This is a genomic window from Salinimicrobium sediminilitoris (genome assembly GCF_020866905.1).
GTDB lineage: Bacteria > Bacteroidota > Bacteroidia > Flavobacteriales > Flavobacteriaceae > Salinimicrobium > Salinimicrobium sediminilitoris.
In genome coordinates, this window is sequence record NZ_JAIVCC010000017.1 from 173,761 (window position 1) to 189,748 (window position 15,988).

Consider the following 15,988-nt stretch of genomic DNA (forward strand, 5'->3'; position numbering starts at 1 on the left):
TGGTGCTTGTAATTTGAATTTTACCCGAAGGGTATAGAATCCCAATTACATCCGGCGCTGGAAATACAAAAGCTCTGCCGGCTTCGCCGTCAGCTTTTCTTGTTTTCGTCGCTACTGCAAAGCAAGCTTTGCGCAGCTCCTTAAACAAGAAAAGCGATGCTTTCGCATCGCTTTTGTGCTTGTCGGGATGACAGGATTTGAACCTGCGACCCTACGCCCCCCAGACGTATACGCTACCGGACTGCGCCACATCCCGAAATGAGAGTGCAAATTAAGCAGCTTATTTCTAATTTTCAAAGGGAAATATGCCTTTTTCCGGCCTTTCTCTTTTTCCTAATTTATGTCTGTCGCAAAATAACAGGAAATCAGAGGTCTAAAGGATTTCTGTAAAAACGCTAATCCCATAGTTTTAATAAAATCAATATGGGTTTAAGATACTTTTTTGAATAGCTATCCATTTTTTGCCTTAGTTTAGCCTCTGCACCTAAAACAGCTAACCAAAAATGAAGAAATATTTTATTTTTTTCTTTCTAATTCTTCTTCAGCAATCCTGCAAAATTCCTACTGAACCAAAAATCTACCCCTCTCTTTCTGAACGTGGGCTTGTTGCAGAACATGCAATGGTGGTATCGGCAAGAAAAGAAGCTTCAAAAATTGGTTTAGAGATCCTTAAAAAGGGAGGCAATGCATTTGATGCAATGGTAGCTACAGAGATGGCCCTGGCCGTGGTTTATCCTTATGCCGGCAATTTAGGTGGCGGTGGATTCATGGTGTACAGGCTTAACACAGGCGAAACCGGCGCTCTTGATTACCGGGAAAAAGCACCGCTTGGGGCACATCGTGACATGTACCTCGACAGTTTGGGAAATGCAGATCCTAAAAAAAGCAGGTTTGGAGGCCTGGCAGTAGGAGTTCCGGGCACTGTAGCCGGTATTTTTGCTGTCCACGAAAAATTTGGAAGTATGTCCATGGAAAAGATCCTGGCTCCTGTCATTGCTCTGGCCCAGCAAGGATTTATAGTCACCAAAAATCAGGCAGCCTCACTTAAAAAACACAGAAGTGCGATTATTAAAGCCAACGGAGAGGAAGTCTTATTTGCAGAAGCTCATGAACCCGGGGACACCCTTAAGAACCATGCTTTAGCAGCGACTCTGGTAAAGCTTGCAACCAGGGGCAGGAACGAATTTTATTCGGGAGGGACTGCAGAAAGACTGGTAAGATTCATTCAAGATAATGGAGGAATAATTTCAATGGAAGACCTGGCTACTTACGAGGCGCAATGGCGGGATCCTATTTCTTTCACTTACGACGACTTGAGGATCATCTCAATGTCTCCGCCATCGAGCGGCGGAATTGTAATGGGCCAAATTATGAAAATGATCGAAGCCTATCCCCTGGGCGAATATGGCCATAATTCGGTAAAGTCGATCCAGGTGATCACCGAAGCCGAAAGAAGAGCGTACGCCGATCGCGGCCACTACCTAGGTGACCCCGATTTTGTGGAAATTCCGACGCAAAAATTACTCAGCGATGAATATTTGGAGGATCGTATGCACAACTTCAGCTTTGACAGCGCCACTCCCTCCTCTGCCATTAGTCACGGCAGCATTCCAGGCTATGAAAGCATGGAAACCACCCACTACTCTATTGTGGATTCCGAAGGAAATGCGGTCTCGGTGACTACCACACTTAATGGAGCTTATGGATCCAAACTTTATGTGGAGGAATTAGGTTTTTTCCTAAACAACGAAATGGATGACTTTAGTGCCAAACCCGGAGTTCCCAACATGTTTGGACTCATAGGAGGCGAAGCCAATGCTATTGAGCCCGGAAAAAGAATGTTGAGTTCAATGACTCCTTCAATTGTAGAAAAGGAAGGAGAGCTTTGGATGGTTCTGGGTTCCCCGGGTGGATCCACTATAATCACTTCCGTGATGCAAACTATCTTAAATGTTGCCGAATACAGAATGGGAATGCAACAGGCTGTGAGCGCCCCCAGGTTTCACCATCAATGGTTACCCGACGAAGTACTTTTTGAACCCGATTCTTTTGCTGAAGCTACCCTGGATTCCCTGCAATTAAAAGGTTATGAGGTCTCTGTGGGAGAATCCACCATATTAGGAAAAGTTAACGCTATTCTGGTCCTTCCCAGCGGAAAACTGGAAGGAGGCGCCGATCCCCGGGGAGATGACGCTGCGGCAGGATATTAGTCGTGGTAAAATTGTGATCAATAATTAGCTTAAGGGAGGAATGGTGTACCATAAAATTTTATTCCTGCTTTTCTCATTTCTTCAGATAGGCTGAAAGGTTTCAAAAAATCTGCCTTTGATGTACATTTTAGATGCCTTTACAATTCTCTATTCACACTTTTATTGGAAGAGGCTTTGACCAATAAAAAAACCAACTAAACAGAGTGAATTTCGATATATGGATCCGTATTAAATGAGCAGAAAGAATTATCTTTAAGAAGAGCTTTTTTGAAGCATTACTCCCGGCACACCCCTTTTAAGATAAGGCTTTGAACGGAATAAAGAACCTTTTAAAGAAAATGCTCTTCCCGGTGACCCCGGTAGTTGTTCTTGCCGGAATGTTTTTCTTCATATTCATCTGGACCCTTATTGAAATATTTTCTACAACCCAAGCTTCTTCATTCCTTGCCGCGATAGCGGTTCCAATTTCTCTGTTTGTTTTTGTTCTTTATGGGGTCGAAAGGTTTATCGTTAGAAAAATTAATTATAGAATACTTTTTATTGGAGAACTTGTCCTTTTGCTAATTGTACCAATATCCTTTTACTATTCAGTAAGTATGATCGATCTAAATGTGACTACTGAAAAAAGTTACTTTGTAGTACTCTTTGTCTCAAAGAAAAATCCGTTAACTGACTTTAAAAGAAAAGGTTTATTTGAAAAAGAGTTATCTGTATCTGATCATATTATCCATTTGGACAGTAGCCTGTACAACAATGAGGACCTAAGAATAAGAGTGCCCGAAAACTGGCGGGAGATCTCTTACTCTAATGGAGAAATAATGCTTTCGGGGAAATTGACCCGTTACAGATTGTATTCCACAGAGGAGAATTTGAATATTACTGTTGATGAACTGCTGGGGGAGCTTGAAAAAGAGACTTTAGAGAGATAGAATAGGTTTAGAAGAAGTAGCTTGAATAATTCCGGTCCCACACATATTTTGCTATTCTATGGGTGGTTTTCCACCTTATTATAATAGAATACTTTTAGAAGCTGTTAACTTCACTGCAATCTTTGGTCACATCACGGAAATTGCCTAATTTTTAGTCTCTCCCGTTCTTAAATAGAAGACGCCCCCACCTCGAAAAAAGTTTGCATAAAGAAGCTTTTATTATTCGTACAACTGAAAAATGCGTTATGGAAAATTACAAAGATTTTGAAAAATTTGAAAAGCGACTTAACAGCCTTGATGATGATATAAGATCACGGGCGCTGCAGTACGCTTCGGAATTCTATGCCGATCACGATCTTAGCCGCGAAGAAGCCCTGGAAAAAGGCATTTCCAAAGCCGAACTGAAGAAAAGGGATCTGTAAACAGCAAACTATCCCATTTGGGTAGTTTTGTACTGGTAGTTTATCCCGGGACGACTATGCATTTCAACACGATCCCAAGGGGTAGAGGAGTGAGCTTCTCCTTTGGCTCCGCATTTAAGATCGCTCTCCTGGGCTTTTGAACCAAAAATGGAACATAAAATAGCGGTAACGACAGCAACAATAACTTTTTCCATTATTCTTAATGATTTGGGTTTTGATGTAGTTGCCTTAGGGAAGCGGGCCAAATGTAATAATTAACTTTTATTTAGGAAAAAGAAATGTGCAGAAAACTGCACCTCATATAAGGTGCTGAAAATGCCATTTTTAAGACGGACTATTTAAGCTTTTGTGAACTGGATCTGTTGAATATTATTACTCCTCCCCTTCTTCAGTAATCTGCTCTTTGATAAATTCAATTACCTCCCCATTGATCTCCGGGGTAGACCAATGCCCAACTTTTTCATAGGTATGGAATTCTGCATTTACGCCTTCGTTTTTATAAATATTTTGACAGGTCTCCCAACGCTTTGGTTGCATTTGTTCCCCAACAGTCGCATATACAACCGTACGCTCTTCTTCATTATAAGCATCGTCATATAGCACTGCATCATTGTCATCCAGTTGGCCCATAAAAATAAACTGCGGCACCTTTTTATAAACTTCAAGATCTATTTCACTACCCGAGATCTCCCGCAGGTCATTGATCCCCAAAGGATAATTAAGCGTATAATTATTCATCTCTTTTAGTGGCAACATGAGGATACCATTCAAGCCACCGGTGACTACGGCCCGAAGTTTTTCCGGATGCAGAAATGTAAAACGGTTGACAAAACTACCGGATGCCGAGAAGCCAGTCATTACTACTTTTTCCTCTACCGGAATCCCCAGATCCTGTAATCTTCGCCTGGCATCCCTAATCATCGCCAGCAACTGCAAGTCTATACGTTTGATCTCCTCATTTTGGGAGAGCATGGCATCTCTGTCCAGAGCGTGGGTGTATACGAGATTTTCCTTTCTAGTCCTGGGAAAAACCGGCACAAGTAACGGCAGGTGAAGTTCGGTGGCAACGATATTCCCTATAGATCTTTTTGTAGCCACAAAAATTGCCCCTTCCCGATGTAGTTCAATGGAATCTGATGTGAAACCGGTATTATTCGGTTCGACAGCCAGGAAGATTGTTTCAGCTTTTGTAGTTCCTTTTGGGATCATCAGTAAATATTCATGTGAAAAACCGGCAGCGGGATCGGCTTCAATGGAAATGAGCGTATCCTTAAGAAAGGACCCTGATCTGCTTTCGGAAAATGAGTTTTGGGAAAAACAATTTAAGAATGTCAGAATTAACGCAAGGCTAAGAAATAACTTCATAACCATTTTTTTAGTAGACGAACCGTCTGAAGTTTAGCACTAATAAAATTAAAAAAATACTCTAAAAAAAACTCACTTCAGAAGGTTACTTTAAACACAAAAAATATTTAAATGAAAAACAACCGGACATTTTTTACTGTTATTTTATTATCGTAATATTACAATGATTAATAATGTTATTTGTTTTACACAAACTTTCAAAGATGAAAACAGAACAAGAACTTAAAGATTCGGTTAAAGAGCGGTATTCTAAGATCGCGGAGCAGGGGAAGATAGAAAATGCTGCTTCCTGCTGCGGTGCCACTACCCCTTCCAACAAGGTATATAATATTATGATGGACGATTACACCGGCACAGATGGTTATTTGGAAGATGCCGACCTGGGTCTGGGTTGTGGTCTCCCTACTCAATATGCAGGAATAAAAAAAGGTGACACCGTTATAGATCTGGGGTCTGGTGCAGGTAATGATTGCTTTGTAGCCCGTCATGAAACCGGTGCGGAAGGTAAAGTGATAGGGATTGATTTTACCCCCACAATGATCAATAAAGCACGGACAAATGCTGAAAAGCTCGGGTTCAACAATGTGGAATTCCGCGAAGGAGATATTGATGAGATGCCTGTAAATGACAATAGTGCAGATGTCATTGTGAGCAACTGTGTACTTAACCTTGTGCCCAATAAGCAAAAAGTGATAAATGAGATCTTCAGGGTTCTCAAACCCGGAGGACACTTCAGTATTTCTGATATTGTTTTGGTAGGGAAACTTCCCGAAGCTTTACGCGAAGACGCGGAAATGTATGCAGGATGTGTGGCAGGAGCCATTCAAAAAGGGGATTACTTGCAGCACATTAAAGATGCAGGTTTTCAAAACCTTATCCTTCAGAAGGAAAAAACTATCACCATCCCAGATGATATTCTTGAGAAGTACCTTTCAGAACAAGAAATAGAAGAGTTTAAAAAAGGAGAAACGGGCATTTTCAGTATCACAGTTTATGGGGAAAAGCCCGGCACAAAGAAAGATAAGCCGAAACTTATAATGTCAAATTTACAAGACCAGGGAGCATGTTGCACCCCGGATTCCGGATGCTGTTAGAGGAAAACAGAGGCATTTATTGCCATATTAATGACAAAAATACCTGCTCCTATTAGGGCAGGTATTTTTTATTAAACGGCTAAATCTTTTAGCCAGTCTGCCTAATTGAACATTTTTCAATAGGTTAATGTCATTAATGAATTTTTAATGTTATAAATTCTTAACAAAATTATTCTCGTCTTTTAAGAAAATTTTTAGATTTACAATCTGATAATATTCCGGCTTCTTCCCTACCATTAGCCAGAACAAGTAAACCAATTCTTCTATAGGTATTTTATTAAGATTAATAGATAATACTTAAGTATCTACCAATTTAATAGGAGAGATAACAGCATTGCCCATATGAAACAAATTTACCTTCTCGTCCTCATTCTATCCCTGTTTAACATCAAAATTTCTTTTAGCCAAAATTTTGATGCCAGTTTAATTGAGCTGTATTTTGCCAATGACAGTTATCCCAGTGAGTTTATAAAATCTGATTCTGGTTTTTATTTCACCGCTACAGATCGCCATAACGGAAGAGAACTATGGTTTACTGACGGAACTCTTAAAAATACCCGAATAGTTAAAGACATAGCCGAAGGTGACAGAGATTCAGATGTTATTCCATTGGTGGTAATGGGAGATTTATTGTTTTTCCAGGCCAGTATTAATTGGTGGTCAGATCCTCAACTCTGGGTTAGTGATGGGACTGAAGATGGCACCTATCCTATTAAAGACATTCCTGTTTATGAAATGTTCTTATTTCAGGGAAAAGCTTTTTTTCAATCTTCCGGGGAAGCCGCAGGAAACGAATTGTGGGTAAGCGACGGCACCTCTGAAGGAACTAAGCTCTTTAAGGATATTAATGAGGGGCTGAATGGCAGTCATCCTGCAGGATTTTTTGAATTAAATAACCATCTATATTTTACAGCTAATGATGGAAAATCTGGTAGAGAAATATGGAAAACTGATGGAACCTCTGTGGGCACTACTTTACTAAAAGATATTCATGCTGTTCATGGTGCATTCTACAACAATACTAATTTCTTAGAATTTGATGATCAATTTTATTTTATGGCCGAAGATGGTCAGAATGGAATTGAGCTTTATAAAAGCGATGGAACTGAAGAAGGCACTGTCATGGTAAAAGATATTAATCCTAACGGCAATGCTGCAACCCACCTGATTGGTACGGTGACTCCACAAGGAATTTATTTTATAGCGAAAGATGGGCAAAACGGATATGAACTATGGAAAAGCGATGGAACCGAAAATGGAACTGTAATGGTCAAAAATATCACCCAGCAGGGGGATACCTTCAGTTTTAACAGTTCTTCTGATAGTTTTGCTACTTCAGGTAATACCGTCTTTTTTGTCGGTAATGATGACATTAATGGAGCCGAACTATGGAAAACCGACGGATCTGAGGAAGGAACCTTGATCGTAAAAAACATTAGCCCCGGTAGTAACTCGACCTATATAAGACATTTAAAAAGTTTCGGAGATAGAGTTCTTTTTGTGGCTTCTTCAAATAACCTGGAAATTTCTCAGCTTTGGACAAGTGATGGTACAGAGAACGGTACCCTGCCACTACACGAAGTAGATATAACTACCAATCTTTCCACCTTTAATTTTGAATTTATTGAATTTAATAACAAAGTTTATTTTGTTGCAAACTCCATAATTCACGGTCACGAATTATGGGTAACCGATGGAACAGCAGACGGCACAAAACTTTTTAAGGATTTTAATCACTGGTGGAGTAGCAACGCCCAGAACTTCCTTGACATTGATGGATTGTTATATTTTAGTGCTAGAAAATATTCCCATGGAAATAATTTATTTATAAGTAATGGAACCCTTGAAGGCACAAAAAGAGTAAAAGAGATCAATTCAGACTATATGTCCATAGACGAAAATTCTGAAATGATTGAGATGAATGGCAAGCTATATTTTAGTGCTATAGATGCAGAGTATGGCTATGAACTGTGGGTAAGTGATGGCACCGACAGTGGTACTCAAATGATAAAAGATATAGCACCGGGATCCAGAAGTAGTATGACCAGTGAAGGTTACAGTAAAACTTTTTCTATTGTTGGAGACAAGTTATTTTTTAGAGCCAATGATGGAGTCCATGGTAATGAATTATGGATGAGTGATGGAACTCCTTCAGGAACAAAATTAGTTAAGGATCTATATCCCGGAGCCCCAAGTGGTGATGCTTCTAACATTGTGTCTTTGAACAACGCCATCTATTTTAGAGGTGCTGACAATACAGGACCTGCCTTATGGAAATCTGACGGAACATCCGGTGGTACTGTGAAGGTAAAAAACCTTCAGGATCTCCGGCAAATTAGAGTGGTCAATGATAAACTTATTCTTACCGCCGATCTTCAAAATAGCACCTACGGTGCTCATGATCTTTTTTCTTCGGACGGAACTGCCGAGGGAACTATACATCTGAAAGCTTTTGGAGGTAATCTTGATGGAGATATACAATTCATGACCATACTAAATGATGAATTATATTTTGTTGCCAAAAATCCTGAAACTTTTAGAGTTTCTGTTTATAAAACTGACGGAACCTTGGAAGGTACAAAGCTAATGGTCGACGGTGGAAAAATTGGAATTCATCCGGATATTAACGTTATCACCACCTGTGGGGATTATGTCTATTTCATTGCCGAGAAAGAAAATAATTACAATGGAACTGAATTATGGAGAACTGCAGGTTCACCTGAAACCACCATCAGGTTGACCAAAACAACCGAAGGAATTTATAATTATATAAGTTCTCTGGCCTGTTTTCAAGACAATATTTATTTTAAGGATGCATATAATAATAAGGAAATCTGGCGAACAGATGGAAGCCCAGAGAATACGGATTTGATTTCTTATACCGTCAACGGAGGTGTTCCAACAGATGACTTAATGATCAATAAACTTGTCGCCGGTAAGAATGTTCTCTACTTCCTGGGAAGCACCAGTGAAAGCGGGGAGGAACTCTACGCCATCCAAAATGGTGAAATAGCCGCTCTTCCTGTAGATGAACCCCCCTCGGAAAATATATCGACAGATCTATTTTCAATTGAAATTAGCAATGAGACCTGTGCAGGTAAAGACAACGGGAATCTTTTTATTGAAGCTTCAGAAGAACATCCTTTTGTTGTCGAAATAGATGGAAAAGCTTATAGTTTTACTAAAGAATTAATGCTTGGGGATCTTAAACCAGGCGATTATACTATTTGTATAACTATTGAATCCCGTACAGATTTCCGGCAGTGTTTCGAATTTAAGGTAGAATCCGGTGGTTCCCTTGAAGGCGCGATGCAGTCGATAACCCGTCCCACTGGAAATTTTGTGAATGTCTATATTGAAAATGGCACAGCTCCTTTTATAGCCACGCTGGACGGAAAACTGATTGGCACTTACGCTTCTTCTAAGTTTTCTGTATTAACCAATGGTAAAGGAACGTTGGAGATTTCCTCTGGAAACGCCTGCGAAGGAAAGTTAGCCTTCAATGTTGAAGGAAATTACTCAATGGTAGCTTTTCCTAATCCAACTACTGCAGAACTACATATTGCAATTCCCACAGGTGATCTCAGAAAACTTCCGGTGCATCTCTACAATGGATCCGGCCAGCTTATTTCTTCAGCTTCTTATAGTATCAAGAACCATCTGCTAACAATCGATGTTGAAGATCTGAAACCCGGTGTTTATTACGCCATATTAAAATTAAAAACTCCTCACACCATTCAATTTGTGAAAAAATGAAAAATTTCAAATTAATTATTCTCTGCTTTCTGGTCTTCGCATGCTCTTCTGACTCTGAGCCACCAGATGAAAACGAAAAACAAAATAAAGCTCCGGAAGCACCCATCTTATTAACTCCTGAAGACAACCTCTTCTGTGTAGATAATGAGCTGGAATTTAGCTGGTTATCCGCAACAGACCCTGAAGGTGACAATGTTTCCTACTTATTCGAGATTTCTACTTCAAGTGATTTTTCGGAGATGTACTATAGAAAAGAACTCACTTCCTTGATTATGAATAAACAATTCGATAAAGGTATGACTTACTACTGGAGGGTGGTAGCTAAGGATAGCAAAGGCCATACCGGTGCCTATTCAGCTGTTCGCAACTTTTTTACTGAAGAAGCACCCAGCACAAATTCATTGCCGTCTGTTCCGAAAAAATTAAGTCCTGAAGAATATAAAATATACGGTTCAGAAGTAGAGTTAGCCTGGGAATCTATAGATCTGGATGATGACGAACTGAAGTATGATCTTTACTTTGGCACCTCTGAAAACCCTCCTTTATTGAAAGAAAATCTATCAACCTACGCCTTTGTAGTTAACAATTTAGAAGCCGGGACAATTTACCATTGGAAGATTGTGGCAATGGACGGAAAAGGTGGTAAATCTATAGGACAAGTCTGGAGTTTTAAAACAAACTAATGGAAGCTGAAGCTTTACTACTGAGTCTTTAACTTAAAAACAAAAGAATATAATACAGATTTAAAAAAATCATCTATTAGCATGGGCAGGTTAATAAGGACTATTTTAAATTAATCCTCATCCCAATTTTTCCAGGTTCTTCTCTTTAAGGAATGGGACAAGAAAAGATCCACTGCTAATTGAAAAAATATAAATAGCTGCTTAAGAACAGGACATTTTAAGCAGCTACTTAATTTAAATCATTTTTTATAGTAAGGTATTTTTAGGAACCTTCAGCTACGCCTTTCACCCTCTCGGCAGAATCTGATTTTGACAGGGACAAACGAACAATACTGTCTTCTTCTGCTTTAAGATCATGAGGTATATTTCCTTCAAGAGATAACATATCCCCTTTTTCTATTTTGTGTACCTGTCCATTAACTCCAAACGATATTATTCCTTCAAATAATTCTACAACAATAGGATAAGGCGTTTTATGTTCTTTCATCACCTGTCCTTTCTTCATTGCTATTCGTATTTCTTTACTGCTATCGGTATCCATTAAGACCTGGACGGCAGGTTTGGTATCATTATATTCGAGGTTCTTTAATAAAGAAGCGGTTTTCATAAATTATTTTTTAAGTTTCGATTTAAAGTACAAAAACTTCAGGAGAATAGGGATGTTTCAGCTAAATCCTAACAAAGGTTTTAGAATATTTAATTTGATCTGGTTTGTTGAAGCTTCACAAAAACACATAAAAAAACCGCCCGAAAATGCTATTTTCAGGCGGTTAATATTAAAAATGTTCTTCAGCTTATAGCCTCTTCAAGCCTCTTGTTTCCTTCTTCTCAGCGGGAACTATGCTAATTGCATATCCTCCTCCCGGAGCGCTCCACTGCTTTAGATCACTCTTACTGGTCACAACTACCTTCCTGATCTTATAAGCCTGCGGATTCTTTTTGTAATGCGCATCTTTAGCATCGGAATAAATGGTCGCAATATACTTTTGTCCAGGCTCAAGGAAATCAAAAGATATTTTTGAAGTTCTCGGGGTTTCCCCGTTTACATTTCCAACAAACCATTTTTCAGTACCTTTTTCTTTACGGGCAATAGTAATGTAATCTCCCGGTTCAGCTTCAAGATAAACACTCTCTTCCCAATCCATTCCCACATCTTTAATAAATTGGAATGCATCCATAAACCTTTCATAGTTCTCAGGAAGATCGGCAGCCATTTGTAGCGGACTATACATAGTTACATATAATGCCAGTTGATTAGCAATGGTACTGTTTACCCACGAATCATTTTCAGGATTTACCTTACTAATATCCATTTCAAAGATCCCTGGAGTATAATCCATTGGCCCTCCTAAAAGCCTGGTAAATGGAAGTACTGTCACGTGGTTAGGCTTGGAACCTCCAAAAGCCTGGTATTCTGTTCCTCTTGCAGATTCATTGGCAATAAGGTTTGGCCATGTACGGGCAACGCCTGTAGGCCTAACGGCTTCGTGAGCATTAACCATGATCTCATAATCTGCCGCTTTTTCAATAGCATACTGGTAATGATCTACGAGCCACTGGCTGTAGTGGTTCTCTCCTCTTGGAAGAATGTCTCCCACATATCCACTCTTCACAGCATTGTAACCGTGATCTTTCATGAATTGATAAGCGGAATCCAAATGGCGCTCATAATTTCTTACCGAAGAAGAGGTTTCATGGTGCATTACCATTTCCACACCTTTGCTCTTTGCATAATCTCTTATCTCCTCAAGGTCAAAATCGGGATATGGAGTCATAAAGTCAAAAACGTAATCCTTGGAATTCCCAAACCAGTCTTCCCAGCCAATGTTCCAGCCTTCCACAAGAACTCCGTCAAAACCGTGCTCGGCAGCGAAATCTATATACCGCTTAACATTTTCTGTAGTGGCACCATGAGTTTCATTAGGCGTGGCGTTTTCAAAATCTGTTTCTCCAAGTTTTACTGCGGCAAAATCATTAGTGTAGTGCCAGCTGCTTTTTCCTGTGATCATTTCCCACCAAACTCCTACGTATTTCATAGGTTTGATCCATGAAGTATCATCAATAGCCACAGGATCGTTTAAATTGTAAGTCATTCTTGAGGCAAGGATATCCCTGGCATCATCACTTACGATAATTGTTCTCCAGGGAGTCTTCCCTGGTGCGATCATGTATGCTTTATTACCTGTAACATCTGGAGTAAGCCATGATTCGAAGATCATGTTCTCATCATCCAGCTCCAGGTGCATTGCAGAATAATCGAGCAAAGCCGCTTCGTGCAGGTTAATATAAAGCCCTTCATCTGTTTTCATCAAAAGGGAAGTTTGCACCCCGGTATCCGAAAATGAGGTTTGGGAGAGGTTATCTGTAATAGAACCTTCCATTTCTCCTCTAATTTCAGAAAGTTTTGATTCAATATAATCATATTCCTGTGTATCGTAATCTCCCGGGATCCAGAAAGCGGTGTGATCTCCTGTCATGGCAAACTGGGTTTTTTCATCTTCTATGATGAAATGTCCCAGGTTTTGCTGCTGCGGAAATTCATATCTAAACCCGAGTCCGTCATTGAAAACTCTGAACCTTATGATCATTTGACGATCTGTTGGCTTTTGGTTAAGCACTACTGCCAGTTCGTTGTATTTATTCAGAATCTCGCTTTCTTCTCCCCAAACCGGTTCCCAGATTTCCTCTAAATCAGACTCTTCACGTTCTATGACTTCAAAATTATTGATTAGATTATGCTCATCATTTTTTAGGATCAATCCCAGCTTACTGGTTTCGATCACAGGCTCACCTTTGTAAAAAAGGCTATAAGCAGGAGTTCCGTCTTCCAGTAACTCAAACTGCATTTGCACCTCCCCATTAGGGGAAGAGACTTTTTGAGCTACCGCCACTGCAGTAAAACTTAACCAAAGGCAGGAGATTATTAGTAACTGCTTCATCTTCAATTTTTTCATTAGGTATTTATTTATTAAGGGTAATTAATTGTTTCTTTTTATTATCAGGAAACCTTATAAAAAGTCGATTGTTCTCGGCATCATAATGATATCCCGAAACATCAAAGATAGTATTCCATTTTTTCTTAAGCTCCTCTGCAGGCTTCTCCTCCAAAATTTTTCCGTTCAGGTTCACTGCTATCGGCTTCTCTTCCAGGTAGATCTCCAGCCAAAAATTTCTTTTTTCATTATTGCTGAAGTTATTTTCCTGCGGCTCATTAATTGTTACGACTACTTCTGAAGAAGTTGTTTTACTTTCAATCACCGTCTTAACAAAATGATCTTTTCGATAATCATTTGTTGTTCCCTCATCCTCATAAAGCGTAAATTCTGAAGGTTTTGCTCCCGGAAAGATCTCCAGGATCAAGGGCGCATTTTTCATGGCCCCTATATAAGGCATCACCGGCATTTTCGGAATGATCGCACCTTCTTTAACGAATATGGGAATAACTCCAAGAGGGGTGTCATAGTCAATAAACTGCTTTCCCTTAAAAGACTTTTTTGGATCATTATAATCTCTCCAGTTTCCTTTTGGCAGGTAAACCTGTCGGTAAGTTACTCCTTCCTCTACCACAGGAGCTATAAGCAGTTCCTCTCCAAACAAGAACTGATTATCTAATTCATAGGTTTCTTCCTCTGAAGGATATTCCAGCAACAATGGTCGCATAATTGGCAAGCCTGTGTCATATGCTTCCCTTGCATAGGTGTAGATATAAGGATGAAGCTGATATTTAAGTTCAATAGCTTCCTTTGCAATTTTTTCGGCTTCCTCTCCAAATAACCAGGGTTCCACAGCATTGTTTCCTTCGTGGTGGGCCCGGCTCAACGGATTAAAAACTCCAAACTGCAACCAGCGCACGTATAATTCTGAAAATTCTTCATAATCTGTGATCTCTCCGCAATAACCTGAAATATCTGTGGTCCAGAAAGGTATAAGCCCGAGGCCTGCAGACATTCCCATTGGGACCTGGTCGGCAAGGTTTTCCCAGCCGTCGGTTACATCTCTTCCGTTTCCGCTATCGCCGCTCCAGCCAAAGGTGTAGCGCTGCATCCCGGCATAGGCCGCCCTGGTCATTTGGAAAACCCGCTGGTTTGGATTTCTCTTTTCGAACTGCTCTGTTACCACGCGGTCCCACTCCAGTCCATAGACATTATGGATTTCGGCGTGCATACCTTTGTGGTGCTTCATGTAAAGCCTGTCTGTGCTTTCCTCGTTGCTCCAGGCCGGTTCGCCCATGTCTGTCCAGAATCCTTTTACTCCGTCATCAAGAGGCTTTTGCTGAAGTTCTCCCCACCAGTCGGCTACTTTGGGATCGGTAAAATCCACTACTCCGGCGTTTCCACCCCAGGGCCAGGGCATATCATAAGGCTTTCCTGTGCGAACATCGATAGCCAAAAATCCCTTTTTTGCCGCCTCTAGCCACTGATCTTCAACTACCTGGGAAATGACGGGATCCTGAGAGATTATCACCTTAAATCCATCTTCAGCCAAATCTGCAAGCATCTTTTTTGGATGGTCATACCTGTCCTTTCTCCACTCGAAATTCTGCAGGCCTTCTACCCAGCCAATATCCTGGTAAATAATGTCTATTGGAATTTCCCTTTTTCGGTAGTCTGTTGCAATTTCTCTTGTGAGCTCTTCGTTTACGAGCATTCCGCGGCTTTGGGACCATCCCAGGGCCCAGTTTGGTGGCATGATCGGTTTTCCGGTCAACCTTGTGTAGCTTTTGATCACTTCTTTCAGGTCTTTGCCATACATGAAGTAATAGATAAACGCCCCATCGGGTGCCGAAAATGCGAAATATTCATCAGATTTTTTTCCGAAGTCAAATTCTGTTTTATAAGTGTTGTCGAAGAAGATTCCGTAGTTATAGGTGCTTAAAAAGAAGGGAATGCTCTTGTACAATGGATCCTCGGTATCTGAATAACAGGGTTTATCACTGTTCCACATCGTGAAAGAACGTCCCCGGCGGTTTAGCGGACCGGTTTTCTCTCCCAGACCAAAGAACTGCTCTTCTTCCCGCAGGACTTTTCGTGTTTCAGTCCGTGTTCCTTCAGTAACATAGGCTTCGGCATCAAGATCTCCTAAAACGAGTCGTTGATACCTGTCAAAAATTTGAATTTTGAAGGGATTCTTGTGGACCATCACCCGGAGATCTCCCGTGAAGATCTCAAAGTTGGAAGCATTTTCTTCCACGTTAATGTTGAAATTTGGATCAAATTCTTCATTAATAACGGCAAAGGATTCATTGTTGCGGGTAAATTCCCCCGTGGGAGCATACCAGAACTTAATGTTCTTTGAATCAAGAAATTCGAGCATCAACTTCTCCCCGCCTTCACATCCAAAAATGAGCTTTTTGGCACCTGTTTTTTCAAAGCTGGCGCATGCTTCCAGGGAAATCTGCTGAGAGAGTGCTCCGAAAGAAAAGAGCATAAAAAGGAGCGTCAGCCTAAAATTTGAAATTTTCATGGTAGTCTTTTTAAAAAGTTATTTCCGGGAATTCCTCAAAGGTTTTCCCGGAATAACACCCTTAAA

General features: G+C 40.3%; 11 protein-coding genes and 1 tRNA gene. 6 read left to right on the forward strand and 6 right to left on the reverse strand.

Going from position 1 to position 15,988, the window contains the following annotated elements; genetic code table 11:
* Nucleotides 1–182: 182 nt before the first annotated feature.
* Nucleotides 183–256, reverse strand: a tRNA-Pro gene (locus tag LA313_RS15685).
* 247 nt (nucleotides 257–503) lie between these two features.
* Between LA313_RS15685 and ggt the strand changes: the two genes are divergently transcribed.
* From ggt to LA313_RS15700, 3 genes are all read left to right on the forward strand, one after another.
* The gene (ggt, locus tag LA313_RS15690) at nucleotides 504–2,210 is read left to right on the forward strand and encodes a gamma-glutamyltransferase (protein ID WP_228916686.1); all 1,707 of its coding nucleotides are present in this window, start codon (nucleotides 504–506) and stop codon (nucleotides 2,208–2,210) included.
* 308 nt (nucleotides 2,211–2,518) lie between these two features.
* A complete protein-coding gene (locus LA313_RS15695; protein ID WP_228916688.1) occupies nucleotides 2,519–3,139 on the forward strand; it encodes a hypothetical protein in 621 nt (206 codons plus the stop codon).
* A 245-nt stretch (nucleotides 3,140–3,384) separates the two neighbouring features.
* Nucleotides 3,385–3,561, forward strand: a complete 177-nt coding sequence (locus tag LA313_RS15700) for a hypothetical protein (RefSeq protein ID WP_228916690.1) — start codon at nucleotides 3,385–3,387, stop codon at nucleotides 3,559–3,561.
* Between the two features lie 8 nt (nucleotides 3,562–3,569).
* On the opposite strand, the gene LA313_RS15705 is transcribed toward LA313_RS15700, so the two are convergent.
* The gene (locus LA313_RS15705) at nucleotides 3,570–3,755 is read right to left on the reverse strand and encodes a hypothetical protein (RefSeq protein WP_228916691.1); all 186 of its coding nucleotides are present in this window, start codon (nucleotides 3,753–3,755) and stop codon (nucleotides 3,570–3,572) included.
* Between the two features lie 178 nt (nucleotides 3,756–3,933).
* A complete protein-coding gene (locus LA313_RS15710) occupies nucleotides 3,934–4,926 on the reverse strand; it encodes a hypothetical protein (RefSeq protein ID WP_228916692.1) in 993 nt (330 codons plus the stop codon).
* A gap of 203 nt (nucleotides 4,927–5,129) precedes the next feature.
* Here LA313_RS15710 and LA313_RS15715 point away from each other — a divergent pair, with 203 nt between their 5' ends.
* The 3 genes from LA313_RS15715 to LA313_RS15725 all read left to right on the forward strand — a co-directional run bounded on the left by LA313_RS15715 (nucleotide 5,130) and on the right by LA313_RS15725 (nucleotide 10,459).
* Nucleotides 5,130–6,020: an arsenite methyltransferase gene (locus LA313_RS15715; RefSeq protein WP_228916693.1), complete on the forward strand. Its 891-nt coding sequence runs from the start codon at nucleotides 5,130–5,132 to the stop codon at nucleotides 6,018–6,020.
* A gap of 342 nt (nucleotides 6,021–6,362) precedes the next feature.
* The gene (locus tag LA313_RS15720) at nucleotides 6,363–9,776 is read left to right on the forward strand and encodes an ELWxxDGT repeat protein (protein ID WP_228916694.1); all 3,414 of its coding nucleotides are present in this window, start codon (nucleotides 6,363–6,365) and stop codon (nucleotides 9,774–9,776) included.
* A complete protein-coding gene (locus LA313_RS15725; protein WP_228916695.1) occupies nucleotides 9,773–10,459 on the forward strand; it encodes a fibronectin type III domain-containing protein in 687 nt (228 codons plus the stop codon). Before LA313_RS15720 ends, LA313_RS15725 begins: the two co-directional genes overlap by 4 nt.
* Nucleotides 10,460–10,721: 262 nt before the next feature.
* Here LA313_RS15725 and LA313_RS15730 read toward each other — a convergent pair whose 3' ends face one another.
* The 3 genes from LA313_RS15730 to LA313_RS15740 form a co-directional block, all read right to left on the reverse strand.
* Nucleotides 10,722–11,066: a cupin domain-containing protein gene (locus LA313_RS15730; RefSeq protein WP_228916696.1), complete on the reverse strand. Its 345-nt coding sequence runs from the start codon at nucleotides 11,064–11,066 to the stop codon at nucleotides 10,722–10,724.
* A gap of 187 nt (nucleotides 11,067–11,253) precedes the next feature.
* The gene (locus LA313_RS15735) at nucleotides 11,254–13,413 is read right to left on the reverse strand and encodes a glycoside hydrolase family 97 protein (RefSeq protein ID WP_408641381.1); all 2,160 of its coding nucleotides are present in this window, start codon (nucleotides 13,411–13,413) and stop codon (nucleotides 11,254–11,256) included.
* A gap of 7 nt (nucleotides 13,414–13,420) precedes the next feature.
* Nucleotides 13,421–15,922, reverse strand: coding sequence for a glycoside hydrolase family 31 protein (locus LA313_RS15740; protein WP_228916698.1), 2,502 nt, complete (start codon nucleotides 15,920–15,922; stop codon nucleotides 13,421–13,423).
* Nucleotides 15,923–15,988: the final 66 nt, after the last annotated feature.